We start from the raw sequence: 25,671 nt of genomic DNA, 5'->3' as shown, positions 1-25,671 counted from the left end.
AGGTTTCTAAAATGGCTAAAAACAATGTAAACAAAGCCCATGTTCATGAGGTATTTCAAAATATATCCGGTAAATATGACCGATTAAACAACATTATTAGCTTTGAACAACATAAAGTATGGCGTAAAAAAGTGATGAAAGAAATGAACGTTAAGCCTGGTTCAAAAGCACTAGATGTATGTTGTGGTACTGCTGATTGGACAATTGCGTTGAGCAAAGCTGTAGGTCCAGAAGGCGAAGTCACAGGACTTGATTTCAGTGAAAACATGTTAAAGGTAGGCGAAGAAAAGACTGCACATATGGATAATATTCGTCTTGTACAAGGCGATGCGATGGCACTCCCTTTTGATGATAATGTTTTTGATTATGTCACAATCGGATTTGGATTAAGAAACGTTCCAGATTATTCAAAAGCTTTATCTGAAATGCATCGTGTCCTAAAACCAGGGGGCATGGTCGTATGTTTAGAAACAAGTCAACCAACTATTCCAGTATTTAAACAAGTTTATAAAATGTATTTTAAATTTGTAATGCCATTATTCGGTAAAATTTTCGCTAAATCAAAACAAGAGTATGAATGGTTACAGCAATCTGCATTTGATTTTCCAGACCGTAATAAATTAAAAGGTCTTTTCGAATCAGTGCATTTCCAAAATGTTAAAGTACGTAGTTTTACCGGTGGTGTATCAGCTATGCACTTAGCATACAAACCGAAATCGAAATAATTAAAAGGTGATTATGCATGTCGAAAATAAATTTGAATCAAGAAATTAAAAAAATTGAAAACTCGTTAAAGCAGTTGGTTCAATCGGATGATTCAACACTTGAAAATGCTGCTAATCACCTCTTATCATCTGGTGGCAAGCGTATTCGACCTCTTTTTGTCATTTTAAGCAGTTATGTTGGTCAAAACCCTGCAAATACAGCTGCTTATCAAGTAGCTACATCGCTCGAACTTATTCATATGGCGACACTTGTACATGATGATGTGATTGATTTAAGCGACAAAAGAAGAGGGAAGTTGACGATTGAAAAAAAGTGGGATCAACCTACAGCCATATTGACTGGAAATTTTTTGCTTGCCCGGGCATTAGAACACTTATCTCAAATTGAAGATTATCGCATCCATCAAACGCTTTCACAAGCTATTATTGAAGTTTGTCGAGGTGAATTGTTTCAATTTCAAGATCAATTTAGAGCTACACAATCGATGACCAATTATTTGAGACGTATTAATCGTAAAACAGCATTATTAATCCAATTAGCAACTGAAGTTGGCGCAATGACAGCTGAAGCTGATACCGAAACTGTAAGAAAAATGCGCAACATTGGCCATAATATTGGAATGAGCTTTCAAATTATTGACGATGTGCTTGACTTTACGAGTACAGAGAAAAAATTAGGGAAGCCTGTCGGAAGTGATTTACGCAATGGACATATGACACTTCCTGTCTTATTGGAAATGAGAAACAATCCGACGTTTAAAGAGAAAGTTGTGGCTTTAAATCGACAGTCAGATACTGCTGATTTTGAGTGGTGCATAAATCAGATTAGAAATTCTGATGTCATTCAACAATCGCTAGATATTAGTCAAAAATATTTGGATAAAGCGACAAGCTTACTTAATACTTTACCTAAAAGTGATATTACACCGCATTTTAAAAAATTAATTAAACGATTACAAAACAGAATGCATTAGATGAGTTTGTTGTTGAAAGCGCTTCAAACTAATGATAGGATATTCTTGTACTATAAATACACAGGGGGATATCTCAACATGGAAAAAAGTTTTGTAATGATTAAGCCAGATGCTGTTCAACGTAAATTAATAGGTGAAATTGTACAGCGTATCGAGCAAAAAGGTTTAAAACTTGTAGGTGCAAAATTGATGACAGTTTCTAAATCACTTGCAGAAACTCATTATCAAGAACATGAAGGGAAACCATTTTATTCTTCATTAGTTTCTTTCATTACTTCAGCACCTGTATTCGCAATGGTTGTAGAAGGTGAAAATGCTGTTGCAGTCGCAAGACATATTATCGGTAGCACAAATCCATCTGAAGCTACACCAGGCTCAATTCGAGGAGACTTAGGCTTGACTGTTGGTCGTAATGTCATCCACGGCTCAGACTCTATCGCATCTGCTGAGCGAGAAATTGCCTTATGGTTTAACGAAGAAGAAATCAGTACATATCATACACCTGATGAAACTTGGTTGTATGAAGGTTAATTATTAAGAACCCGAGACTTTCGTGAAAACAACGGAATCATCTCGGGTTTCTCTTTTTGATTTGTGCCTCATTTGTATCAACCCACAGCCTTTTTATGTCTTTCAAATGAATATATAGTCATTGATACATCTTTCTACTATAATAAGCATTTGTTCGAGCAAAAGCAGTTGTCTTTGAGCGACACATCATTCTAACTATTTCCATCAAATCAATTCATTTAACCTATGTATAGAGCGCTTAATACAGAGCCGCTTCAAAGAATACGATTAAAAAGCGTTATACTAATATATACTTTAGCCATTAAAAGCGATAAACAAAAAAGACTGAATTGTATTAATTTATCTTTTATTTTATGCTATGATATGAGGCATACGAATTTTAAATTAGATCTATTAATCGCAAATTGATTAGGAATATTAATCTAAGGGGGCGTGTCAGTCATGTTAAGGTTTTTAACTTCTGGAGAATCACATGGACCGCAATTAACAGTTATTATTGAGGGATTGCCTTCAAATATGAAAATCGATATCAATCAAATCAATGAAGAAATGTTTAAACGTCAAGGTGGATACGGCCGAGGTCGCCGTATGCAAATTGAAAAAGACACAGTTGAAATAGTTTCTGGTGTGCGTCACGGCTATACTTTAGGAAGTCCTATCACCGTTGTCATAAAGAACGATGATTTTACACATTGGCGTAACATTATGGGTGCTGAACCTATCTCAGAAGAAGCGCAAGACAATATGAAACGTGTCATTACTAAACCGCGACCAGGACACGCTGATTTAGTTGGCGGGATGAAATACAACCATCGTGATTTACGCAATATCTTAGAGCGTTCATCTGCACGAGAGACTGCGTCAAGAGTGGCTGTGGGGGCACTTTGCAAGCAAATGCTTAAACAATTGGGTATAGACGTTTATAGTCGTGTTGTTGAAATTGGTGGCATTAAAGATCAAGGTATTTATGATATTGAAACAATTATAGAAAATGTAGAACAAAATGATGTCCGCGTAATTGATTCTCAAATTGCTCAAGCTATCCGTGATAAAATCGATCAAGCTAAAAAAGACGGTGACTCAATCGGTGGTGTGGTGCAAGTGATTGTAAATCATATGCCAATCGGTATAGGAAGTTATGTGCATTATGATAGAAAATTAGATGGTCGCATTGCACAAAGCGTCGTTGGTATTAATGCATTTAAAGGTGTTAGTTTTGGCGAAGGTTTTAAAGCTGGTGAAAAGTTAGGCAGTGAAATACAAGACCCAATTTTATTTTCAGAGGAAAAAGGTTACTACAGAGCCTCCAATCATCTTGGTGGTTTAGAAGGCGGAATGTCAAATGGGATGCCAATCATTGTGAATGGTGTTATGAAGCCGATTCCTACCTTGTACAAACCACTTGATTCAGTTGATATTGATACGAAAGCGCCATTTAAAGCAACGATTGAACGTTCAGATAGTTGTGCTGTACCTGCTGCGAGTGTCGTTTGCGAACACGCGGTATCTTTTGAAATCTCGAAAGCAATTTTAGAAGAATTTGGTTCACATGATTTCGCACGTTTAGTTCAACTTGTAACAGAGAGACGCGAACTTAACAAAACATTTTAAAAGAATAGGTGATTGACATTGGAATTGACAACCACATACGCACAAAATAATTATCCTATTATTGTCGCACATTCATCCTTAAACAAGCTAACCGAATTCACTTCGAGTTATCAGCACACTTTCGTCTTCGTAGATGCATCAGTTTATCAACTTTGGAAAAGTAAAATCGATCAACTTGTGACCACTCAAGCGATGACATGCATCACGATTCCTTCAGGAGAGCAAGTCAAATATTTCTCATATTATGAAGAGTACTTAGAGTTATTATTATCTTATCATCCCACTCGAAATACCTGTCTTGTCGCAATTGGAGGTGGCGCTACAGGAGATTTTGTAGGCTTTTTAGCTGCTACACTTTTGAGAGGCGTAGATTTTATACAAGTTCCTACGACACTTTTGGCACACGATTCAAGTATCGGAGGTAAGGTCGGCATTAATACAAAGCAAGGTAAAAATTTAGTAGGCGCATTTCATCGGCCAAAAGCGGTACTATATGATTTAGACTTTTTAGACACGTTACCTGAAAGCGAAATATTAAGTGGCTTCGCTGAAATATACAAACATGCTTTATTGAGAAATGAAAATGCAACAAAAGCTTTAGAAAATCAATACCCGAGTCAAATAGAGCTCAAATCTTTAAAACAAATCGAAACATACTTAATTCAAGGTATCCAAACAAAATTACAAATTGTCGTTGAAGATGAAAAAGAAAAGGGACAACGCCAGTTTTTAAATTTAGGTCATACTTTTGGTCATGCTGTAGAATATCATCATCGATTACCACATGGTTATGCTGTTATGATTGGCATATTATATCAATTTATTGTATCAAATATTTTATTCAACACTTCGTTTAATCTTCAACACTATTATCGTTACTTCGAATCATTAGGTTATCCGTTGGAAATCGTCACATCGTTCCAATTTGAACCGTTATATGCGCTGATGTTACACGATAAAAAAAATGACGCTGATGGTGTACGCATGGTTTTATTAAAAGGCATCGGTAGTCCTATTGCAGTCCACGTGAATCGTAACATTTTACATCAAGCATTTATGCAACTTAAGCAACTCCACAAAGAGGTGAATTAAATGGAAACCATAACATTAAAAGGTCCTCTAAAAGGGGAAATCACGGTTCCCGGAGACAAATCAATGACACACCGTGCAATCATTTTTGCTTCTTTAGCGAAAGGAACATCAGTCATCTATCAACCTCTGTTAGGTGAAGATTGTTTACGTACAGCCGAAATATTTGAAAAACTAGGGGTCAAGATGACCATCACATCAGAAAAAATAGTGATTGATTCACCAGGGTATCAAGATTTTAAAACACCCCATCAATGTTTATATACAGGAAATTCAGGTACAACAACAAGATTATTAGCAGGACTATCTGGCGGAATGGGGTTAAGAAGTGTGCTTTCAGGCGATGCATCTATTGCAAAAAGGCCAATGAATCGTATCTTACAACCACTTCAAAAGATGAATATCAATATTAGTGGCGTTGATGAAAACTATACACCACTCATTGTAATGCCAAGTCAAGTTCGAGGCATAGATTATCAAATGCCCGTTGCAAGTGCGCAAGTAAAAAGTGCTATTTTATTAGCGGGTTTGTTTGCCAATGAAGAAACTGTCATACATGAAATTGAAGTGTCTCGTAATCACACAGAAACGATGTTTGCCCATTATCAGATACCTGTTGAAACAAATCAATTAACAGTGACATTGCCACCGAGAGGGATTGACAACATTGTTGCACGAGATTTTTATGTTCCAGGCGACATCTCTTCAGCCGCTTTTCTTATTGTTGCTGCCTTAATAACACCGAATAGTGATATCACGATAAACAATGTAGGAATCAACCCCACACGTGATGGCATCATTGAAATTGTACAGAAAATGGGAGGCCGCCTTACATTAACTCAACAAACCGACGGACCCGAGCCTACAGCGACGCTTCGTGTACAATATACACCTCATTTACAAGGTATTGAAATTGGAGGTTCACTCATCCCACGTTGTATTGATGAGTTACCAGTGATTGCATTACTCTGTACACAAGCTACGAGTTCAAGTATCATAAAAGATGCTGAAGAATTAAAGGTAAAAGAAACCAATCGAATTGATACGACAGCAAACGAACTGAGTAAACTTGGCTTAAAATTAAAACCGACAGAAGATGGGCTTATCATTGAGCCTTCAACAGTTTCCAAACTTTCAGATCTCGATAGCCATACGGATCATAGAATTGGCATGATGCTAGCAGTTGCTTCATTACTCACTGAACAACCTGTACGTATTCATCAATTTGAAAGTGTAAACGTATCTTTCCCGGGGTTCTTACCTATGTTAAAACAATTAGAAAATGAGGGATAATATGCAAGACATCTATAAATTAATCGATGATATCAATCTACAAAAATTAAGCCAGCTTGATTCTCGAGTACAACAAGCATTGGAGTCTGACGATGATGATGCGTTGTTCGTTTTAGGTGAGACACTATACAATTTTGGTCTAACACCTCAAGGTCTTGAAGTTTTTAGAACTCTTTATATGAAGTATCCCGATGAAGATGAAATACTAATTTATTTTATTGATGGATTGATTTCCGAAAATCATACAGACGAAGCTTTAGAATATTTAAACGAAGTCCCCCTTACTCCTGAACGTTTAATGTTAGAAGCAGATTTGTATCAACAAATCAGTATGGTGGATATCGCAATAGAAAAAGTACAACAAGCGATTGATATGCAACCTGCGGATCCGATTATACATTTTGCACTTGCGGAGCTTCTTTATTTCGATGGACAATATTTACGTGCTTCGCGAGAATATGACACTGTTCTTGAAAGCGGTGAATATGAAATCAATGGTATCAATTTGTTTTCTAGATTAGCCGACAGTAGCCTTCAAAGCGGTAATTATACGGATGCATTACGTTGGTTTGATGAAATCAACGAAAAAGAACTTCATTCTGAAGACTACTTGAAAAAAGCAATTGCTTATGAAAAAAATGATTTAACGCATGAAGCGATTAAACTCATGAAAACTTTATTACAAAAAGATCCGGATTTCATCCAAGGGTATTATTATTTACAACAACTATATGAAAATGAAAAAAGTTTTCCAGATGCCATTGAGATTGGACAAGAGGGGTTGCGACTCAACCAATTTTATAAAGAATTAATGTATAGTACAGGCGCATTACAAATTGAACATGGCGACCAAAACGAGGGTGTCGAATTGTTAAAACAAGCCCTTGAAGTTGATCCAAGTTATCAAGAACCTTTATTGATGCTTGCGGACCTATTTAGAAAAGAAGAAGAATATGAAGCCATTATTGAGTTGGTGCAATTTGTCAATGAAGAAGATATGGATCCTCAATTTGTATGGCAATTGGCATATGCATTTGGAGAAGAAGAACGCGATAAGGAAGCGCAACATTTTTATGAACTCGCTTTTGATACGTATAAAGCAAATATCGATTTCTTAAAAGATTACTATTATTACCTCATCGAAGTCGGTCAGACAGGTCAAGCAAAAGGTATACTCGAAACGCTTATTGAAAAAGATAAAGGTAATGCAACATGGATTGAAGAACAAGAACGTTTAATTTAAGGTGATGATTCATGTATGAAGTGCATTTAAATTACGAAAAAAGAAACTTTATTGATTATCTACTATTTCATTATCAATTTAAATCAAGAATTAGCGTTTGGATCTTAAACCTAATCAGATCAAATAGCAAAAGGCTCGAACGTATTCATTTTGTTGATCATATTGTACAGGGGCATCCCACACTTGAAATTGCAACTGAAGATGCCCCGTTTGTTGCAATTAAGTATCATGATACACATACGAATTTAATGAATTCAAACGAGATTTTTCACAATATCGTAAAGCACGATGACATTATTGATATAAAAATCCATTTTGGACATACATCTCAACGCGATAAGAGAATGGATCGCCTATTATTACATCAAATTATTACTTCTTACAATAACCATGATTACTTAAAAGATATGTATACTATTGAATTATCTAAAAATATTGAGCATCAGTTAATTCTCACCATTCAATCACAAATTGATTTAAGTCTTAACATGAACGATGTAGAGGCTTTTCATCATTATTCAAACGTTTTGAACTTATTAAAACTACGTCACATGAATGATTAATACGGTTAAATTCAATTTAATTACGAGAGGTTCCACCATGCTATGGACACAAATCCAAAACATATTATTTTACAATCGAACGCCATTTTTACTTCTTATTTTATTTAATATTTTAGGTACAATTTACGGCTATATTTGGTATCAATCCAGATTGGCCACGACACCTTGGTATTTTTGGCCATTTGTTCCGGATAGTCCAACTGCAACACTCTTTTTAGTAGTGTCACTTGTCCTACTGTATTTTAATAAAAAGAGTGCGCTTATCGATGCGCTAGCTTTTGTAACTTTAATTAAATACGGTGTTTGGGCCGTCTTGATGAATATCATTCTATTTGTGCATGACGAAACGATTTATGGGATGGGAGTTTTGTTGCTATTGATGCATGCTATCATGGCCATTCAAGCCTTTTTATTTTTACCCCTCTTTAAATTTACCGAAAGTAGTATTATTGTCAGTATCCTATGGGTCTTTCATAATGATGTCATTGATTATGTGTTCCATCAATATCCTGTATATGGAGGACTCTCACAATTTGAAACACAAATAGGTTACATGTCGTTTTGGCTTTCAGTCATTTCCATTTTGTTTTTGATTTATTTTACAAGACAAGGTAAAAAGATTGACCCTATTTGAAGTACCACGTAAAATATAGTCTAAAGGAGTGAGCATAATGTCTTTAATGTCTTTAATTATTTATTTTGTAATACTTATGATCCTCCCAATGTATGCACAACACAAAGTTAAATCTAACTATGAAAAATATTCTCAAGTTAGATCGACAAGTGGCAAGACGGGAAGAGAAGTCGCATTAGAAATTTTACATGCGAATGGTATTTATGATGTGGAAGTAAAAGAAGGTCAAGGTTTTCTAACTGACCATTATGACCCTAAAAATAAGGTAGTCGTTTTGTCACCCGCCAACTATAGTCGACCTAGCGTAGCCGGAACTGCAATTGCTGCACACGAAGTCGGACACGCGATTCAAGACTATGAAGGTTACTTCTTTTTACGATTCCGTTCTGCATTAGTACCAGTTGCGAACCTAGGAAGCTCATTGTCATATATTTTCATTATGGCTGGAATTGTGTTAACCGGATTACAAATGGCAATTGGTTCAACTGCTTTATGGATTGGGATTTTCTTAATGGCTTTTGCTGTATTATTTTCAATAGTGACATTACCAGTTGAATTTGATGCGAGTAAACGTGCCATGAATCAGATTCAAAAGTTAAGCATTGTAAATGAAAAAGAATATAAACACGCTGGACGCGTTTTAAGAGCCGCAGCAATGACTTATGTGGCAGCAACAGCAGTCGCAGTCGCTGAGCTATTACGATTTATTTTAATCGCGCGTTCATCGGATCAATAAAAATAGAATGCAAAAAGAGTTGGAGAAATTGCTCCAACTCTTTTTTGTTATGCTCTAAAAGCAGTGTTATGCCATGGTTGGAGGTGGAATAACATCAATCTCAAATTACCTATTTTTAAATCATGATGTATTGTGTATACGCATTCACTCATTTTTATTTCATTTAAATCGTATTGAGTTGTATCTTAAAATAGAATGAGTTTGATAGATTGCCCAAATCGATTCATTTCATGTAAGATAAAAGAGAATGAATTTAGAAAGGAAGTCATAAAATGACCAAGTCACTCTCTGAAATGCAAAAAGAAGTTGATACATATATATCACAATTTAAAACAGGTTATTTTTCTCCGCTTGCGAATTTGGCACGCTTAACTGAAGAAGTAGGGGAGCTAGCACGTGAAATCAATCATTTTCACGGTGAAAAGAAGAAAAAAGAGAGTGAAGCTGATAATACGATTGAAGCAGAGCTAGGCGATAATTTATTTGTATTACTTTGTTTAGCTAATTCTTTAAATATTGATATGACGGATAGTTTTAATCAAACGATGCGAAAATTTAATACGCGTGATAAAACCCGTTTTGAAAGAAAATCATAAAGGAGATTATTGACGATGAAAATTGGAATTACTTGTTATCCATCTGTAGGTGGCTCAGGTGTGATTGCAACGGAATTAGGTATATTAATGGCCGAGCGTGGCCACGAGGTTCATTTTATTACTTCAAATATGCCTTTTCGACTTACAAAACCGATTCCTAACATTACCTTTCACCAGGTTGATGTCAATCAGTATTCTGTTTTTCAATACCCGCCTTATGATATTTCGTTAAGTACAAAAATTGCGAACGTCATTAATGAGTATGATTTAGATGTATTACATATGCATTATGCAATCCCTCATGCCATTTGTGGTATTTTAGCAAGACAAATGTCGGGTAAAGATATTAAAATCATGACCACTCTACATGGAACAGATATCACTGTTTTAGGATACGATCATTCGTTAAGAAATGCGATAAAATTCGGAATTGAACAAAGTGATGTCGTGACAAGTGTAAGTCAATCACTTAAAGCACAAACAAATGAGATTATTGCGCCGAATAAAGAAATTATTCCTATCTATAATTTTGTGAGAGAATCAGAATTTCCGACAAGATATAATCCATCCTTTAAAGAAAGCTATCATATTGAGCAAGATGAAAAAGTATTAATCCATGTTTCAAACTTTAGACAAGTGAAGCGTATTGACACTATCATCGACACATTTAGTAAAGTTAGAAAACAAATGAAAGCTAAATTATTATTAATCGGAGACGGTCCAGAATTATTAGATATGCGAATGAAAGTACGTGAACTTGGCTTATCCGATGAAGTGCTATTTTTAGGCAAGCAAGATTGTATGAGTAATTTCTATCAAATTGCAGATATTGTTTTATTAATGAGTGAAAAAGAAAGTTTTGGTTTAACTTTATTAGAAGCAATGAAAACGGGTGTTATTCCAATAGGAACCTATGCAGGTGGTATTCAAGAAGTGATTCAACACGAAAAAACAGGTTATCTTGTAGACATAGGAGATAGTGATACAGCTGCGCAATATGCATTAAAATTATTAAAAGATCCAGTTCTTTATCAAACGATGCAACAACACATGCTAAAAGATGTTGAGACACGCTTTCATTCTCAGAATATCGCAGATCAGTATGAATATTATTATAAACAAATGTTAGGAGAGCTTTAATTCATGAATCGTTTTCAATTTGAAGTCGCTCAACCCATTATAAATCGTCTCACAGACAATGGTTATGAAGCTTATTTCGTTGGTGGCTCAGTACGAGATTACATTATGAATCGCTCTATACATGACGTTGACATTACAACAAGTGCGACACCTGATGAAATCGAATCACTTTTTGAACACACGATTCCTATAGGTAAAGATCACGGCACAATCAATATTGTATGGAATAAAGAAAATTATGAAGTGACGACTTTTAGAGCTGAAGGTACTTATGTTGAACATAGACGGCCTTCTGAGGTTTATTTTGTACGTGATTTATATCGAGATGTTGAAAGACGTGACTTCACAATGAACGCTATTGCTATGGATACTTCTTTTCAACGTTATGATTACTTTGACGGGGAACAAGATATTCAGCAGCGATTGATTCGAACTGTTGGCGACGCTGAGACACGATTTAATGAAGATGCTTTAAGAATCTTGCGTGCAGTCCGTTTCAAGTCGCAATTAGGATTTCATATCGAATCACAAACGTATGATGCGATGCAAAAACGGTTATCAGATATACAATTTTTATCAATTGAACGCATCACGGCTGAACTTACAAAATTACTTAATGGTACTTTTGTTGCTGAGACTTTCCCTTTATTACAAGCGTTGAACATTTGGCAATATATCCCTTTTTTCAAAGATATGAATATGTCTTCCTTGAAAATCGTCACACCACTTACGTTGGAAGCATTTTTAGCACTGATCCTGTTAAATAATGGGGAAGCCTCTCTAAAATCGTTGAAGCTTAGTAAAGCCCAAAACCAGTTGGTCTCAACAATGATCAAAGCGATAAACACAAGTCAATCGATTGAAACCAAAAATGCATTAAAATTATTTGTTTATGACTTTGGTTTGGATTTATCACTTGAACTTCTGCGTTTAATGGAAATATGGCAAGCAAACCAAATCTCATTACCCTCACCTTTAATTTATAATGAAGGCACACTTCGAACAGTATGGGATGAACTTCCAATAAAGGATCGTCAGTCTATGGCTATTAATGGCGCTATTTTAATGAATGCACTTCATTTAAAAGGTGGACCTTGGCTTAAAAAAGCCTTGCGGGAAGTTGAATGTGCTATCATTAAAGGCCAACTAGGGAATCAACAAGAAGAAATTATTGAATGGGTGAAAGAACATGTCGAAATATCGTGAAATAATATTAGAACTACTTACCGAAGCAAGACCTGACTATATCTCTGGCCAAAGCATTGCGGAAAAACTGAGCATTTCGAGAATGACTGTAAAAAAAACAATTGATCAACTTAAATTAGAAGGAATTTCAATAGATTCTGTCCATAATCGTGGGCATAAATTAAATGAGCTTCCAACCCAATGGCACGAAGGCGTCTTAAATGGGCTTTTTAAAGATTCTACATTTATAGAGAAATTCGAGTGTTATTCGACGGTTGATTCCACACAACAAATTGCTAAAAAACCGATTGTTGATTTTGATGGGACTATGTTGATTTTGAGCGATGCGCAAACTGCGGGAAAAGGGCGATTCAAACGCGTTTGGCAATCCCCAAAAGAGAAAGGGTTATGGATGTCTGTCGTTTTACGCCCAGAAATTTCTTTTTCAATGCTTACGACCTTTAATTTATTTATTTCACTGGCCATCTGTGAAACGATACAAACTTATCTCACAGAGCAAGTTCAAATCAAATGGCCTAATGACATCTATATTGGAAATCAAAAAGTCTGCGGTTTTTTAACTGAAATGATTGCCAATGCAGATGGTATAGAAGCAGTTATTTGTGGTATAGGTATTAATATTAATCATGAAGCTTCAGACTTTGACCCAAGTTTAAATCATATAGCAACAAGCCTTAAAATACATAACGGCAAAGACACTAATCGTTATGACTTTTTGAAAGTGTTAATGCGTAATATTGAGCAACGTTATTTACAATTTTTAAATGAGCCATTCACTGCAATTAAAGATGAATACATTGCACATTCAAATATATGGAATAAACAACTGCGTTTTACAGAAGGTTCACAGCAATTTTATGGTAAAGTCGTTGAAATTGATGACCAAGGCTTTTTACATGTCGTTGATCGTCAAGGTGATCTTCACAGATTAATGAGTGCTGACATCGAATTATAAACGACAAACAGAGAAAGGAGGCACCTTTTATATGGCGCAATCGCCTTGTTATGCCGTCATCGATCTTGAAACGACTGGCAATCAAACAAATTATGATGAAATCATACAAATTGGTATTACATTTGTACAAGATAAACAAATTATTGATAGTTATCATTCAATGATAAAAACAGATATTCAAATACCGACATTTATTCAAGCTCTAACCTCAATTGAAGAAGAAATGTTACAACAAGCGCCTTATTTTCATGAAGTGGCAAAAGAAATTTATTCAAAAATAAAAGATTGTATATTTGTAGCACATAATGTGAATTTTGATTTGAATTTTTTGAAACGTTCTTTTAAAAAGTGTCATATTCATTATCAACCAAAGAAAGTGATTGATACTTTAGAGCTATTTAAAGTTGCTTTTCCTACCGAAAAAAGCTATCAATTAACAGAGCTGTCAGAATCTTTAGGTGTGCCTCTAACGAATGCACATCGTGCGGATGAAGATGCCCGGACGACAGCGCGTGTTATGATTTTAGCCTTTGATAAATTTGAAACACTCCCGCTCAATACTAAAAAGCAGCTTTACTATTTAAGTAAACAACTCAAATATAACCTGGATGACTATTTTTTCGAATTGGTTCGATTACACCAACCTTCATTAGAACAAAAGCAGTTACAACAATTTGAGCAGATTTTTTATAAGCCGCAACCCGAATTTCATGAAGCGACATTAAAGTTTGAAGGTGACTTAAATGACCTATATCAATTGATTATCGATCATTGTGGTTATCAATATAGAGAAGAGCAACTTTATATGGCACAAGTTGTTTTTGAGCAATTGATGCACAATGATAAAGCCTTGATTGAAGCAAACACAGGAAGCGGTAAATCTTTAGCTTATTTGATCGCTGCATTAATGTATTATATCGAAACAGGCGAACATGTGATGATTTCGACTAATACTAAAATGTTACAAAATCAACTTTTATCTCATGATATTCCGATGTTGAATGATGCTTTAAATAGTACGATTAACGCAACACTTATCAAAAGTAAGCAAGACTATATTTCACTGGGACTCATCAGTCAAGTGTTAAAAGATGAAACATCGAATTATGATGTGAATTTACTTAAGATGCAGTTATTAATTTGGATTTTAGAGACACATACGGGTGATATAGAAGAACTCAATCTACGTGGTGGACAAAAAATGTATTTTGAGCAAAAGGTTGAAACTTATGTGCCTATCCGTAAAGATATTCATTATTATAACCATATACGGACAAATGCTTCGAAAATTCAAATTGGTATTACAAATCACGCACATTTATTATATTCTTCACCTGACCATACGATCTATCAATTGTTTAATCATTGTATTATCGATGAGGCCCATCGATTGCCTGATTATGCGATTGATTGTGCCATGCGTGCTTTTGGCTATTCAGACATTAAATATCAACTGGGGCTCATTGGGAAAACAGAAAACGAAAAGTTACTCAAACAAATTGATCAGCTGGAGCAACAACGAATACTCGAAAAGTTAGATATTCCGCCTATAGATGTCTTTAACGTTAAACAAGATATTAATGCAATACATGATATGAACGAACAGTTTTTTGAAACCTTGTTTGAGATGGTCCATAATGCACACATATTTGACGATGAAACGTCAAAACTGTTTTATGTTTATGATATTGATGTCAATGTACTAATACCATCACTACATCACTTTATTTCACAGATTAATTTAACACTCGAAAACTTTAACAGTATGAAACATAAAGTAATTAAGACCATGCGTAAACATTTACTTTATATTGTCGATCAATTACGACACATTGAGAATGGTTTGAAAGAGGGACATATGGCTTATCTGTCGCTCAAAAATTTACAACAAAAGTCAACCATCAAAATTCATATTAAAGACCACTCTGTGAAACATCTATTATCAGAGAAAATTCTGAATAAATTTGACTCTATTTCGTTTGTATCTGGAACATTAACTTTTAATCAATCATTTAAAACTTTTAAAAAGTGGTTTGAAGATGAAACATCTTTTCAAACCTATCAAATCCAATCCCAACAAGCATTTCAACCGAATGGTCATATCTTTATTCCAAAAGACATCAAGCGTTACAACTATCAAAACCAAGATGAATATATCCAAACCATTGTCGATTATATCGCGCGATACGTGACAACAGTTGAAGGGAAATGCTTAATATTATTTACAAGTTATAAAATGTTGTATGCCGTTATGGATTATTTAAATCAAATGGTTGAATTTGAAGATTATGTGATTTTAACGCAACAACAAAACCAAAATTATAAAATTGCTCAACAGTTTAATCATTTTGATAAAGCGATTTTATTGGGAACAAGCACATTTTTTGAAGGGTTTGACTATCAAGCAGAAGGGATTAAATGTGTAATGATTGCTAAATTGCCATTTATGAATCAACATGCAACGAAGCCTATGCTACTTGCGAATGAGTTTGATAATGTCTTTAAGGATTATGTGTTGCCAGAAGCTGTTTTACGATTTAGACAAGGGCTAGGACGTCTTTTACGAAACGAAAAAGATAAAGGCGTCATCGTATCTTTCGACAATCGCCTCGTTCATAGTCAATATAAACAATTTTTCCAAAACACATTAACACATTACAAACAACATCAAGGTAATATTCAACAATTTGAACGATTACTCAATCGAATGCAATCGAATGATTCGGCAGATTAGTCATTAGGTAGAAGTTCGTAATTACTTTTGTTAAAATAGTAACAGTATTAATAAATAGGAGAATGGTTATGAAAACAACGATTAAAGAAGCAAAAAATAAGATTGGCCAAGAAGTAACTATAGGCGCTTGGTTAGCAAACAAACGTTCAAGCGGTAAAATTGCATTTCTTCAGTTACGTGATGGCACAGGCTTTATGCAAGGTGTTGTAGTAAAAGCAGAAGTGGATGAAGAAACATTTCAACTTGCAAAATCTATAACACAAGAGTCTTCACTTTATGTAACAGGTGAAATCACTGAAGATCAACGTTCAGATTTAGGTTATGAAATGCAAGTAAAAAAAATTGAAGTTATCCATGATGCTCATGATTATCCTATTACACCTAAAAATCACGGCACAGAATTTTTAATGGATCACCGTCATTTATGGTTACGTTCAAAAAAACAACACGCTGTGATGAAAATTCGTAATGAAATTATTCGAGCAACATATGAATTTTTCAATAATAATGGCTTTACAAAAATTGACCCACCGATTTTAACTGCTAGTGCACCAGAAGGGACAAGTGAATTATTCCACACAAAATACTTTGATGAAGATGCGTTTTTATCTCAAAGTGGTCAACTTTATATGGAAGCTGCAGCGATGGCGCATGGTAAAGTTTTCTCATTTGGTCCAACATTTAGAGCCGAGAAATCTAAAACAAGAAGACATTTAATTGAGTTTTGGATGATTGAACCTGAAATGGCATTTACAACACACCAAGAGAGTTTAGAAGTGCAAGAAGCTTATGTTGCTTTTATCGTCAAATCAGTACTTGAAAATTGTAAAATTGAATTAAAAGCACTAGGTCGTGATACTTCTAAATTAGAAAAAGTTCAAACGCCATTCCCACGTATTTCTTATGATGATGCGATTAAATTTTTACATGAAGAAGGCTTTAACGATATTGAGTGGGGCGATGATTTCGGTGCACCACACGAAACAGCTATCGCAAATCATTATGATTTACCAGTATTTATCATTAACTATCCAACTAAAATCAAACCATTTTATATGCAACCGAACCCTGAAAATGAAGAGACTGTCCTTTGTGCTGATTTAATCGCTCCAGAAGGCTACGGTGAAATCATTGGTGGATCTGAACGTATCAATGATATTGATTTATTAGAAGAACGCATTGAAGCACACCATCTCGATGCCGAAAGCTATCAATATTATCTTGATTTACGTAAATATGGTAGTGTGCCACATAGTGGTTTTGGTCTTGGTCTGGAACGTACTGTGGCATGGATTTCAGGAGTAGAACATGTTCGTGAAACTTCACCATTCCCACGTTTATTAAACCGTTTATATCCTTAATTAACAATCGAATTGAAGTTGGGCTCACATGGATAAATTCACTTATCAATTTTCTTGCATGATAAGTCAGTTCGTTATTTTCATTTATCGTCTCCATGTGATAAAGGTCTCAACCTCGTTCGGGGGTGAGATGATGAAACCTGTTTTTGAGAGGTTTCTCACTCACTCTTTTTTTATCGCTCATGTTTAATAGATCAGCGCGGACTTCATTTAAATATAGTGAGGGGGAAATGGTATGAATGCCCGTGAACTTCAAATTAGACCGGTTGTAATTCGATATGAACTCCTTGAGCATTATCAAAATTTAGGTTTGAATGAGAATGACTTAGTGATACTCCTTAAAATTTTGCATGCTTACGAGCGCTCGAATGAACAACCTTCTATAGATATATTAAAAAAAGGGACAACTATGAAAGCATTCGAAGTGACAACCATCATTCAAAAGCTCATTCAGCTGGGTTTGTTAGAAATGAGAGTTGAAAAAAATACAGAAGGTAAATTCACTGAATATATCAACTTAGAAGGTTTCTATGAACAATTTTCGCAAGTATTATCACAAGTTGAACAAACAACACAGTCTACATCTCAAGAAGAGGCTTTTAAACAATTGTTTCGTCGCATAGAAACTGAATTTGGGCGTCCTTTATCGCCTTTAGAAATAGAACATATTAATCAATGGCTAGATGTTGACCATTATGACATCAAAATTATTGATGCTGCACTGAACGAGGCACTTGCACATCAAAAAACATCATTAAAATATGTGGATAGAATATTATTAAATTGGCAAAAAAATAATGTGACATCAGTAGAAGATACTCAACCAATCCGTGCAAAATTTAAAAAGCAGTCTCAATCTCAACAACCTATTAAAAAAATAGAAAACCTTCCAAAATTTAATTGGTTGAAAGGAGAGAATCCTTTTGATAAGTAAAAAGAAAGCACTTGAAATGATCGATGTGATTGATCAAATGTTTCCCAATGCAGAATGCGAATTAGTTCATGATAATCCTTTCGAGTTGACCATTGCAGTTTTATTATCAGCGCAATGTACAGATAATACCGTTAATAAAGTTACGCATTCATTATTTCAAAAATATCATACGCCTGAAGATTATTTAGCTGTTGATTTGGAGGAATTACAACAAGATATTCGTTCGATAGGACTTTATCGTAACAAAGCTAAAAATATACAAAAATTAAGTCAATCTTTACTTGATCAATTCAATGGAGAAGTTCCACATACACATGCTGAACTAGAAAGTCTTGCTGGTGTTGGTCGCAAAACGGCAAACGTAGTTATGAGTGTCGCATTCGGCGAACCTGCACTTGCAGTAGATACACATGTTGAGCGCGTATCTAAACGTTTAGGCATTTGTAGATGGAAGGATAATGTAACTGAAGTTGAACGCCGATTAACGTCAATCATTCCAAAAGAACGCTGGACAAAGAGCCACCACCAACTTATCTTCTTCGGCCGCTATCATTGTCTAGCTAAAAAACCGAAATGTGGTGTTTGTCCTTTATTTGATGATTGTCGAGAAGGTCAAAAGCGTTATCGTGCATCGCTTAAAGCAGCAGGAGGGGAATAGGTGATGGAACAGTTAAATCAAATGACTAGTTTAGAAAAAGAATTAGATCAGTTCGCAAAAACTCGTCAAATAGGAAGCGAACAGGCCAAGCCATTACTTGATCATTATTATGCATTATTAATGGACTATTTTTACGTAATTAACCAAGTCGAACCCACTTCATTAGCACAACTTGATTTGGATTCGCTCACAATCGTTCCATTTAATATTTTTGATCGACTTGCATATATCGAAGAAAGAAAGCATCACTATATGGGTTACCAACAAATGAAAACACTCAAATCAGAACTGATTAAAATGCATGCCGCTTATCGTGCTCGACATCACATTGAGTAATCCTCCTTCTTCAAATAATGATTTCAAACATAAATAAAAGACAAAAAATATCCCAGTTTCCTCGCATTGAGTAAACTGGGATATTTGTATGATTTATCGGTTAAAAAGATGACCGAAAAAACCACCATTATTATTTGAGTTATTGTTACCTTGTTGTTGTGGACGGTTACCATTATTCAAATTCTGGCTTTGATTGTTGCTATCACTTGATCCAGATGTTGAATTGGAGTTAGAACCTCCACTTGATTCTGTAAAGTTACTTGTTGTATGGCCATCCGGTGATTTTGATACATATAAACTTTTACCGCTACCACTGACTGAATCAGGACGTTTGAAATCCTCACCATCGTGTGGACTAATTTCACTCATGACATCTTTAAATAGAAGTTGAGGATATTTTTGTTCACTACTGCCGACGAATGAGTTTTCACCATATTGCTTAACTTTGTCAAAGCCCATCCATACTGACATTGTGTATTTAGGTGAGAAACCTGTAATCCAGACGTCTTTAGCAGCTGAGTCAGGTAAGTTATATTGTTGATAGGCTTCTTGACCATATGTGCCTGTACCTGTTTTAGCTGCCATGTGGACACCTGAAACACTGTTACCATAGGCTGAACCATAAGCTTCAAACGTACCTTTTAAAATTTCAGTAATCATATAAGCCGTATAATCACTCATTGCTTTATGGCTTGTATGATCAAATTCAACTGTATCGCCATTTGCCTCTACAACTTTCTTAATAGAGTGTGCTTTATTATAAGTTCCTCCATTAGCAAATGAAGCATAGGCCGAAGCGAGTTGGGTAGGTGAGAATTCAGAAGATGAACCACCTAGAACTTCAGAAGGACCAATATTTGAATTTTCATATTCAAGTCCTACTTTCTCCGCAAAATCAGTTGGTGCTTTACTTCCTGCTTGCTCTTTTACTTGTTGCCAAGTTTTTAAAGCTGGAATGTTAAAACTTTGACGTAATGCATCATAAATCGAAACTGTACCGTGACTCTTCTGGTCATAGTTTCGGAATGTACCACCGTCGATATTGTACGACTGCTCATCTTGGATAGAATGGTTTGTCGCCCATTGTAATTTTTCGATAGCTGGACCATAAGCTAAGAATGGTTTCAACGTAGAGCCTGTAGGATGTGCGTCAGTCGCTTGGTTACGCTGAACAACATCTTTATAGTCTCTACCACCAGAAATAGCTGCAAGGGCACCTGTTTTACTGTCTACAATTGTTGAACCGACGAGCTGATCATCATTTTTATAATAGCCGCCATTATCAATATGACTTTGTAAAGAATTTTGAGCATCTTTATCCATATACGTATAAATCTTAATACCGCTATTTAATAAATCAGCCAAATTTTCATTTTTAAATTCAGGATTACCCATTAATTCCTGCTTCACAAAATTGACGTAAGAATTGTATTGTTGTGAATCATCATCCGGTTTAACTTGACGCTCTTCAGCTGAACGTTGAACTAAGTTCGCTGTAATCGGCGTATCTTGTGCTTCTTTCTTTTGCTTTTCAGTAATACGGTGGTGATAAGCCATCAAATAAAGCACTGTGTCTTTACGCTTTTCAGCTTCTTTAGGATGATCGTATACATTGTATGTGTTTGGAACTTGTGGCAAACCAGCAAGATAAGCAGATTCTGCTAAATTAAGATCTTTCAAGTCTTTATTGAAATAGTATTTTGCTGCGGCTTTAACGCCATAAACACCATCAGAATAATAAATTTTATTCAAGTACATTTGAAAGATCTCATCTTTAGAGTACTCTTGCTCAAGACGATAAGATAAATATGCTTCTTGCGCTTTACGTTCAATGGATTTTTGGTCAGTCAAGAATGTCCGTTTAACAACTTGTTGCGTTAAAGTTGAAGCACCTTGTGAACCAAAACCACCCGATACATTTTTAAGTACAGCGCCGAATAGACGTTTATAGTCTATCGCACCATGGTCATAAAAACGGTTATCTTCAGTAGCAAGTACAGCATCTTTCATCGTATCTGGAACATCCTTTAAATCAACATGCTCACGTCTTGCACCATTATCAAGCGTCTTGACTAAATCGCCATCTTTATCATAAATTTTTGCCGGACTCGGATCTTGTAATTTTGATTCGTTAAAAGCAGGGGCTTTCCACGCATAGTAAGCGAAAAGCAAAACGGCTAATAACGCTAAAATGACAAATGCCAGAACTAAAAAGCTCAGCACCTTAATAATCGTACGCTTAATATTTTTATTCTTTTTTTGACCGGACTTCTTGTTGGCGTGACTAGAAGTCCCTTTCTTTTCCGTCATAAGCGGTCCTCACTTTCATCTAATATCAACTTATCAACTGCATTGAGGTAATCTAATCTGGGTTGATACTGATAAGGAATATAGTAACCATTTTCTTGAATTTCTTCAACCTTAATTGATTTTTTTCCATTTTTTATGTAACGCTCCCAAAATGGAATAAATTGCTTAAACGATAAAAGATAGACTTCATCGATTCCTTTAAAACGAAATAACAAAAATGCAATACCGCCATGCGCCACAACTTGCTCCATATGTTTCACTTGATGTTCATGAATATTTTGTAATGGAAATGACGTTTTATTTTTTGTTTCTTTCGCTTCAAAATCGATATAAAAGCCTTTGTAAACACCATTATAGTCAGTGGTTGAAGGCGTTCTAAAATAAGCCTCTTTTATTACAGCTTGACTCCGCTTAGGATAATCGACTTGAACAATTTGCACAGGTGTCGGTTTCTTGTGTATCACAGCTTTATTCATTCTCAAATAGAACTGATTAGAACGTTCAATGTCATTTTCTAATGTCATCCCACGGCCACCGTATTTTATTTTACTAGAACTATGACGCACAGGGCTTCCGTCTTGAGTCCGACTTGGCTTGAAAGGCTTACCATTTGGATAATTCATTTTTTCACCTACAGTCCATGCTTGCTGTCCTATTAAACATGATAGGATAGGCGTTTTATAAATCAAAAAACGATTCATAAACTGTCATTATTGTAACATAGATAGGTCTTGACCGTTACCCCTAAACATATCTGGTTAAAACTTTGAATTTGAATATGATAAAATCGAGGTAATCTAACATGAGGTGATACCACTTATGCAATCTGCAATCGAAAAACTTCTTGATGACTTGAACCATATCTCATTACGTTATCAACAGGCTAGAAGAGGGCACCAATTTGAATTTTACGAAGACATTGCACCATTTGTTGCTCAAGTTGATCAAGATGTAGAATCTTTAAATTTGTATCAGAATCAAATTCAAAATCTTCCATATTTTAATCGTCAAAAATTTGTGCGTATGCAATCACTTATTTCAGAGCTTGCTGTCGGCTGTCACCAATCCACAACCAGTAAAAAAATATTTATAGATCGATTTAAAGCGGTTCAACACGACTTGAATTATCTCATTCAAAATGGTGGTCATAAACATGTATAAAACGATGTATATTACAGGTTATAAATCATATGAACTTCAGATCTTTGATTCTCAAGCAAAAGAAGTGACCTATTTGAAAAAATTTATTACTCAAAAGCTCATTCAATACATTGAAGAGGGACTTAAGTGGGTATTAATACAAGGACAGTTGGGAATTGAAATGTGGGCTGCAGAATGTGTCATTGAACTTAAAAAGGAATATCCAGAATTAAAACTCGGTGTCATTACGCCTTTTTTAGAACATAGCTCTAAATGGAATGAGGCTAACCAATTACAGTACCAACAAATCATAACACAAAGCGACTATGTTAATAGTATTTACCAGTCTGCTTATCAAGGTCCTTATCAATTTCAAGCTGCAGATCAATTTATGTTGGACCATACGGATGTCACAGTCTTAATTTATGATGATGAACAAGAGGCAAGCCCTAAGTTCTTCAAGCAGAAGTTAGTTGATTTTGTTAAAAAAACAAACTATACTTGTGATATTGTGACGTTTGACGAAATTATGAGCTTTATCAATGATTTACAATGGTCAGAAGAAATTTAAATCAAATGAGGTGGAACAAATGTCAGATGTTTCGTTAAAGCTTTCAGCAAAAGACATTTATGAAAAAGATTTTGAAAAAACGATGGTACGTGGGTACAGACCAGAAGAGGTTGATGCATTTTTAGACGATATCATCGCTGATTATCAAAAAATGGCAGACCTAAATAATGAAGTGATTAAATTATCAGAAGAAAATCACAAACTTAAAAAAGAAATTGAAGATCTACGTATTCGTGTTGCTTCAAGTAGACCTCAAGATAATAAGAGTTTCGCTAACCAAAGTTCAACTCAAAACAATAACGTAGACATATTAAAACGTATTTCTAATTTAGAAAAAGCGGTCTTTGGAAAATAGTCATTGCTTTTAAGATTAAAAATGCTATAATTTTTAAGGATATTTCGTGTAATCGCTATATGGTTAACATATAGAGGAAAGTCCATGCTCACACAGTCTGAGATGACTGTAGTGTTCGTGCTTGATGAAACAATAAGTCAAGGCAATATCAATGATATTGACGGCAATGAACTAACCTAAGTCATTAGATAAGGTTATATTAGTTTGAAAGTGCCACAGTGACGTAGCTTTATTAGAAATAATAAAGGTGGAACGCGGTAAACCCCTCGAGTGAGCAATCCAAATTTGGTAGGAGCACTTGTCTAACGAAATTCAACGTATAGACGAGGAAAGGTAATGTCCCTTTCAGACAGATGATTACAACTGGCGTACCAGTGCTACTAGTGCACGTAATGAGTACAATAGTACAGAACATGGCTTATAGAAATATCTCAACTAGTTCGGGCTGGGACATCGAGTTCCAGCCCTTCATTTATGTAAAGAATAAATGAAGTAGCTTAATCGTATGTTAAAATAAAGTCGTGTTAAAAATTCACTAAAAAATTTTAATAGATTACAAAATAATAGTTAAAAATAAATCGCATACTTAAAAATAACGATTAAATTTTTAACTTGCTATGTTGTAGAAGGAAAACATAGGAAAATAAAGGTTTATAGGACGCGCCTTTCTTTTGAATCATAATATTATTTCAGAAATTAAGGGCCGTTGACTTAATCACGTATACATTTAAGTCAATCTCTTCAAAACTCTAGTCTTCCTTACATGCCGGGGGAGGACTTGATATTTTATAGGCAGTTTAATTCCAATTATGTATGTTAGGAGAATGATTGTGTATCAATTATTAGCAGTATGTCCAATGGGGCTTGAATCGATTGTTGCCAAAGAAGTACAAGAGTTAGGATACGAAACGCGCGTTGAAAATGGACGCATCTACTTTCAAGGTGATGCATCTGCGCTAGTTAAAGCCAATCTATGGTTGCGTACAGCAGATCGTGTCAAATTAATTATCGGTCAGTTTGAAGCAAAAACTTTCGACGATTTATTTGAACAAACTAAAAATCTTCCGTGGGAAAACTATATTTCTGAAAATGGACAGTTTCCAGTGCAAGGTCGTAGCTTAAAATCGACGTTACATAGTGTTCCAAACGTCCAAGCCATTACTAAAAAAGCAATTGTTGAAAGACTTAAAAAAGCGTATCAAGTGTCGGGCTGGTTAGACGAAAGCGGTGCGAAATATCCTGTAGAAGTTAATATTTTAAAAGACCGCGTTCTTTTAACAATTGATACATCAGGTTCAGGGCTTAACAAACGCGGTTATCGACTCGCTCAAGGTGAAGCACCGATTAAAGAAACGTTAGCCGCTAGCTTAGTCAAGCTTGCAAACTGGAAAGGTGATACACCATTAATTGACCCATTTTGTGGTTCTGGCACTATCGCAATAGAAGCTTGTTTAATCGCCCAAAATATTGCACCTGGCTTTAATCGCTCTTTTGTATCAGAACAGTGGGATATGATTCCTGAAGGGCTCTTTGATCAACTGAGAGATGAAGCAGATCAACAGGCTGACTATGATAAAGAAATAGAAATCTACGCTTCAGACATTGACCCTAAAATGGTTGAAATCGCAAAACGAAATGCTGATGAAGTAGGGATTGGCGATATCATTCAATTCGAAGTTAAAGACGTCAATACTTTAACAATAGCGCATGAAGGGCCAATTGGACTAATAGGAAACCCGCCTTATGGTGAACGTATTGGTGATCGCGATGAAGTAGAAGCTATGTATCGCTATTTAGGTACATTACTGCATCAAAATCCTCAACTTTCACTGTATATTATGACAAGTCATAAAGCATTCGAACATTTAGTTAATCGTAAAGCAACAAAACGACGTAAACTTTTTAATGGCTATATCGAAACGACTTATTATCAATATTGGGCAAATAAAAGTGAATAAGCAATTCATGAAAACTTT

Annotated in this window: 25 protein-coding genes and 1 other RNA gene; 24 read left to right on the top strand and 2 right to left on the bottom strand. The window is 35.2% G+C overall.

Going from position 1 to position 25,671, the window contains the following annotated elements; genetic code table 11:
• The first annotated feature begins 11 nt into the window (after window positions 1-11).
• The 19 genes from C1H58_RS04435 (at window position 12) to C1H58_RS04345 (ending at window position 19,319) form a co-directional block, all read left to right on the top strand.
• A complete protein-coding gene (locus C1H58_RS04435) occupies window positions 12-725 on the top strand; it encodes a demethylmenaquinone methyltransferase (RefSeq protein ID WP_165545469.1) in 714 nt (237 codons plus the stop codon).
• 17 nt (window positions 726-742) lie between these two features.
• A complete protein-coding gene (locus tag C1H58_RS04430) occupies window positions 743-1,699 on the top strand; it encodes a polyprenyl synthetase family protein (RefSeq protein ID WP_165545468.1) in 957 nt (318 codons plus the stop codon).
• Window positions 1,700-1,777: 78 nt separating this feature from the next.
• Entirely contained in the window at window positions 1,778-2,230 is a 453-nt protein-coding gene (gene ndk / locus C1H58_RS04425) for a nucleoside-diphosphate kinase (RefSeq protein WP_165545467.1), read from the top strand.
• A gap of 441 nt (window positions 2,231-2,671) precedes the next feature.
• Window positions 2,672-3,841 carry a chorismate synthase gene (gene aroC, locus C1H58_RS04420; protein WP_165545466.1) on the top strand — a complete coding sequence of 390 codons (1,170 nt, stop codon included), beginning with the start codon at window positions 2,672-2,674 and terminating at the stop codon, window positions 3,839-3,841.
• Between the two features lie 18 nt (window positions 3,842-3,859).
• Complete coding sequence (gene aroB / locus C1H58_RS04415) at window positions 3,860-4,933, top strand: 3-dehydroquinate synthase (RefSeq protein WP_165545465.1); 1,074 nt, start codon at window positions 3,860-3,862, stop codon at window positions 4,931-4,933.
• Window positions 4,934-6,223, top strand: a complete 1,290-nt coding sequence (aroA, locus tag C1H58_RS04410; protein WP_165545464.1) for a 3-phosphoshikimate 1-carboxyvinyltransferase — start codon at window positions 4,934-4,936, stop codon at window positions 6,221-6,223.
• A 1-nt stretch (window position 6,224) separates the two neighbouring features.
• Complete coding sequence (locus tag C1H58_RS04405; protein WP_165545463.1) at window positions 6,225-7,466, top strand: tetratricopeptide repeat protein; 1,242 nt, start codon at window positions 6,225-6,227, stop codon at window positions 7,464-7,466.
• Between the two features lie 11 nt (window positions 7,467-7,477).
• Window positions 7,478-8,029, top strand: coding sequence for a YpiB family protein (locus C1H58_RS04400; RefSeq protein WP_165545462.1), 552 nt, complete (start codon window positions 7,478-7,480; stop codon window positions 8,027-8,029).
• Between the two features lie 37 nt (window positions 8,030-8,066).
• Window positions 8,067-8,663, top strand: a complete 597-nt coding sequence (locus C1H58_RS04395; protein WP_165545461.1) for a DUF1405 domain-containing protein — start codon at window positions 8,067-8,069, stop codon at window positions 8,661-8,663.
• A 37-nt stretch (window positions 8,664-8,700) separates the two neighbouring features.
• Window positions 8,701-9,399: a zinc metallopeptidase gene (locus tag C1H58_RS04390; protein ID WP_060829901.1), complete on the top strand. Its 699-nt coding sequence runs from the start codon at window positions 8,701-8,703 to the stop codon at window positions 9,397-9,399.
• A 272-nt stretch (window positions 9,400-9,671) separates the two neighbouring features.
• Complete coding sequence (locus C1H58_RS04385; RefSeq protein WP_165545460.1) at window positions 9,672-9,995, top strand: nucleotide pyrophosphohydrolase; 324 nt, start codon at window positions 9,672-9,674, stop codon at window positions 9,993-9,995.
• 15 nt (window positions 9,996-10,010) lie between these two features.
• Window positions 10,011-11,135 carry an N-acetyl-alpha-D-glucosaminyl L-malate synthase BshA gene (gene bshA, locus C1H58_RS04380; protein ID WP_060829903.1) on the top strand — a complete coding sequence of 375 codons (1,125 nt, stop codon included), beginning with the start codon at window positions 10,011-10,013 and terminating at the stop codon, window positions 11,133-11,135.
• Between the two features lie 3 nt (window positions 11,136-11,138).
• Window positions 11,139-12,341: a CCA tRNA nucleotidyltransferase gene (locus C1H58_RS04375; RefSeq protein WP_165545459.1), complete on the top strand. Its 1,203-nt coding sequence runs from the start codon at window positions 11,139-11,141 to the stop codon at window positions 12,339-12,341.
• Window positions 12,325-13,296, top strand: a complete 972-nt coding sequence (locus C1H58_RS04370; RefSeq protein ID WP_165545458.1) for a biotin--[acetyl-CoA-carboxylase] ligase — start codon at window positions 12,325-12,327, stop codon at window positions 13,294-13,296. The genes C1H58_RS04375 and C1H58_RS04370 overlap by 17 nt, the downstream gene beginning before the upstream one ends.
• Window positions 13,297-13,327: 31 nt before the next feature.
• Window positions 13,328-16,030, top strand: a complete 2,703-nt coding sequence (locus C1H58_RS04365; RefSeq protein WP_165545457.1) for a helicase C-terminal domain-containing protein — start codon at window positions 13,328-13,330, stop codon at window positions 16,028-16,030.
• Between the two features lie 68 nt (window positions 16,031-16,098).
• On the top strand, window positions 16,099-17,391 hold the full coding sequence (gene asnS, locus C1H58_RS04360) for an asparagine--tRNA ligase (protein WP_060829907.1): 1,293 nt from the start codon (window positions 16,099-16,101) through the stop codon (window positions 17,389-17,391).
• Window positions 17,392-17,626: 235 nt separating this feature from the next.
• Window positions 17,627-18,325: a DnaD domain-containing protein gene (locus C1H58_RS04355; protein ID WP_050345617.1), complete on the top strand. Its 699-nt coding sequence runs from the start codon at window positions 17,627-17,629 to the stop codon at window positions 18,323-18,325.
• Entirely contained in the window at window positions 18,315-18,983 is a 669-nt protein-coding gene (gene nth, locus C1H58_RS04350) for an endonuclease III (protein ID WP_050330885.1), read from the top strand. The genes C1H58_RS04355 and nth overlap by 11 nt, the downstream gene beginning before the upstream one ends.
• A 3-nt stretch (window positions 18,984-18,986) precedes the next feature.
• Window positions 18,987-19,319, top strand: coding sequence for a YpoC family protein (locus C1H58_RS04345; protein ID WP_165545456.1), 333 nt, complete (start codon window positions 18,987-18,989; stop codon window positions 19,317-19,319).
• Window positions 19,320-19,412: 93 nt separating this feature from the next.
• Here the strand turns inward: C1H58_RS04345 and C1H58_RS04340 are convergent, their stop codons facing one another.
• Both C1H58_RS04340 and recU read right to left on the bottom strand, forming a co-directional pair.
• Window positions 19,413-21,629 carry a transglycosylase domain-containing protein gene (locus C1H58_RS04340; RefSeq protein ID WP_165545455.1) on the bottom strand — a complete coding sequence of 739 codons (2,217 nt, stop codon included), beginning with the start codon at window positions 21,627-21,629 and terminating at the stop codon, window positions 19,413-19,415.
• On the bottom strand, window positions 21,626-22,252 hold the full coding sequence (recU, locus tag C1H58_RS04335; protein ID WP_165545539.1) for a Holliday junction resolvase RecU: 627 nt from the start codon (window positions 22,250-22,252) through the stop codon (window positions 21,626-21,628). The genes C1H58_RS04340 and recU overlap by 4 nt, the downstream gene beginning before the upstream one ends.
• Window positions 22,253-22,448: 196 nt before the next feature.
• On the opposite strand from recU, the gene C1H58_RS04330 reads away from it, so the two are divergent.
• The 5 genes from C1H58_RS04330 (at window position 22,449) to C1H58_RS04310 (ending at window position 25,653) form a co-directional block, all read left to right on the top strand.
• Entirely contained in the window at window positions 22,449-22,790 is a 342-nt protein-coding gene (locus tag C1H58_RS04330; protein WP_165545454.1) for a DUF1798 family protein, read from the top strand.
• Window positions 22,783-23,340 (top strand): SLOG family protein, encoded by a 558-nt coding sequence (locus C1H58_RS04325; protein ID WP_165545453.1) that lies wholly within the window; start codon window positions 22,783-22,785, stop codon window positions 23,338-23,340. The genes C1H58_RS04330 and C1H58_RS04325 overlap by 8 nt, the downstream gene beginning before the upstream one ends.
• A 19-nt stretch (window positions 23,341-23,359) precedes the next feature.
• A complete protein-coding gene (gene gpsB / locus C1H58_RS04320; RefSeq protein WP_050331966.1) occupies window positions 23,360-23,695 on the top strand; it encodes a cell division regulator GpsB in 336 nt (111 codons plus the stop codon).
• A gap of 40 nt (window positions 23,696-23,735) precedes the next feature.
• An RNA gene (rnpB, locus tag C1H58_RS04315) (RNase P RNA component class B) lies at window positions 23,736-24,121 on the top strand.
• Window positions 24,122-24,525: 404 nt separating this feature from the next.
• Window positions 24,526-25,653 (top strand): THUMP domain-containing protein, encoded by a 1,128-nt coding sequence (locus C1H58_RS04310; protein WP_165545452.1) that lies wholly within the window; start codon window positions 24,526-24,528, stop codon window positions 25,651-25,653.
• Window positions 25,654-25,671: the final 18 nt, after the last annotated feature.

Source organism: Staphylococcus sp. 191 (assembly GCF_011174885.1).
In the GTDB taxonomy this organism is placed as follows: Bacteria; Bacillota; Bacilli; order Staphylococcales; family Staphylococcaceae; genus Staphylococcus; species Staphylococcus coagulans.
This window is presented reverse-complemented; position numbering and strand designations above follow the sequence as displayed.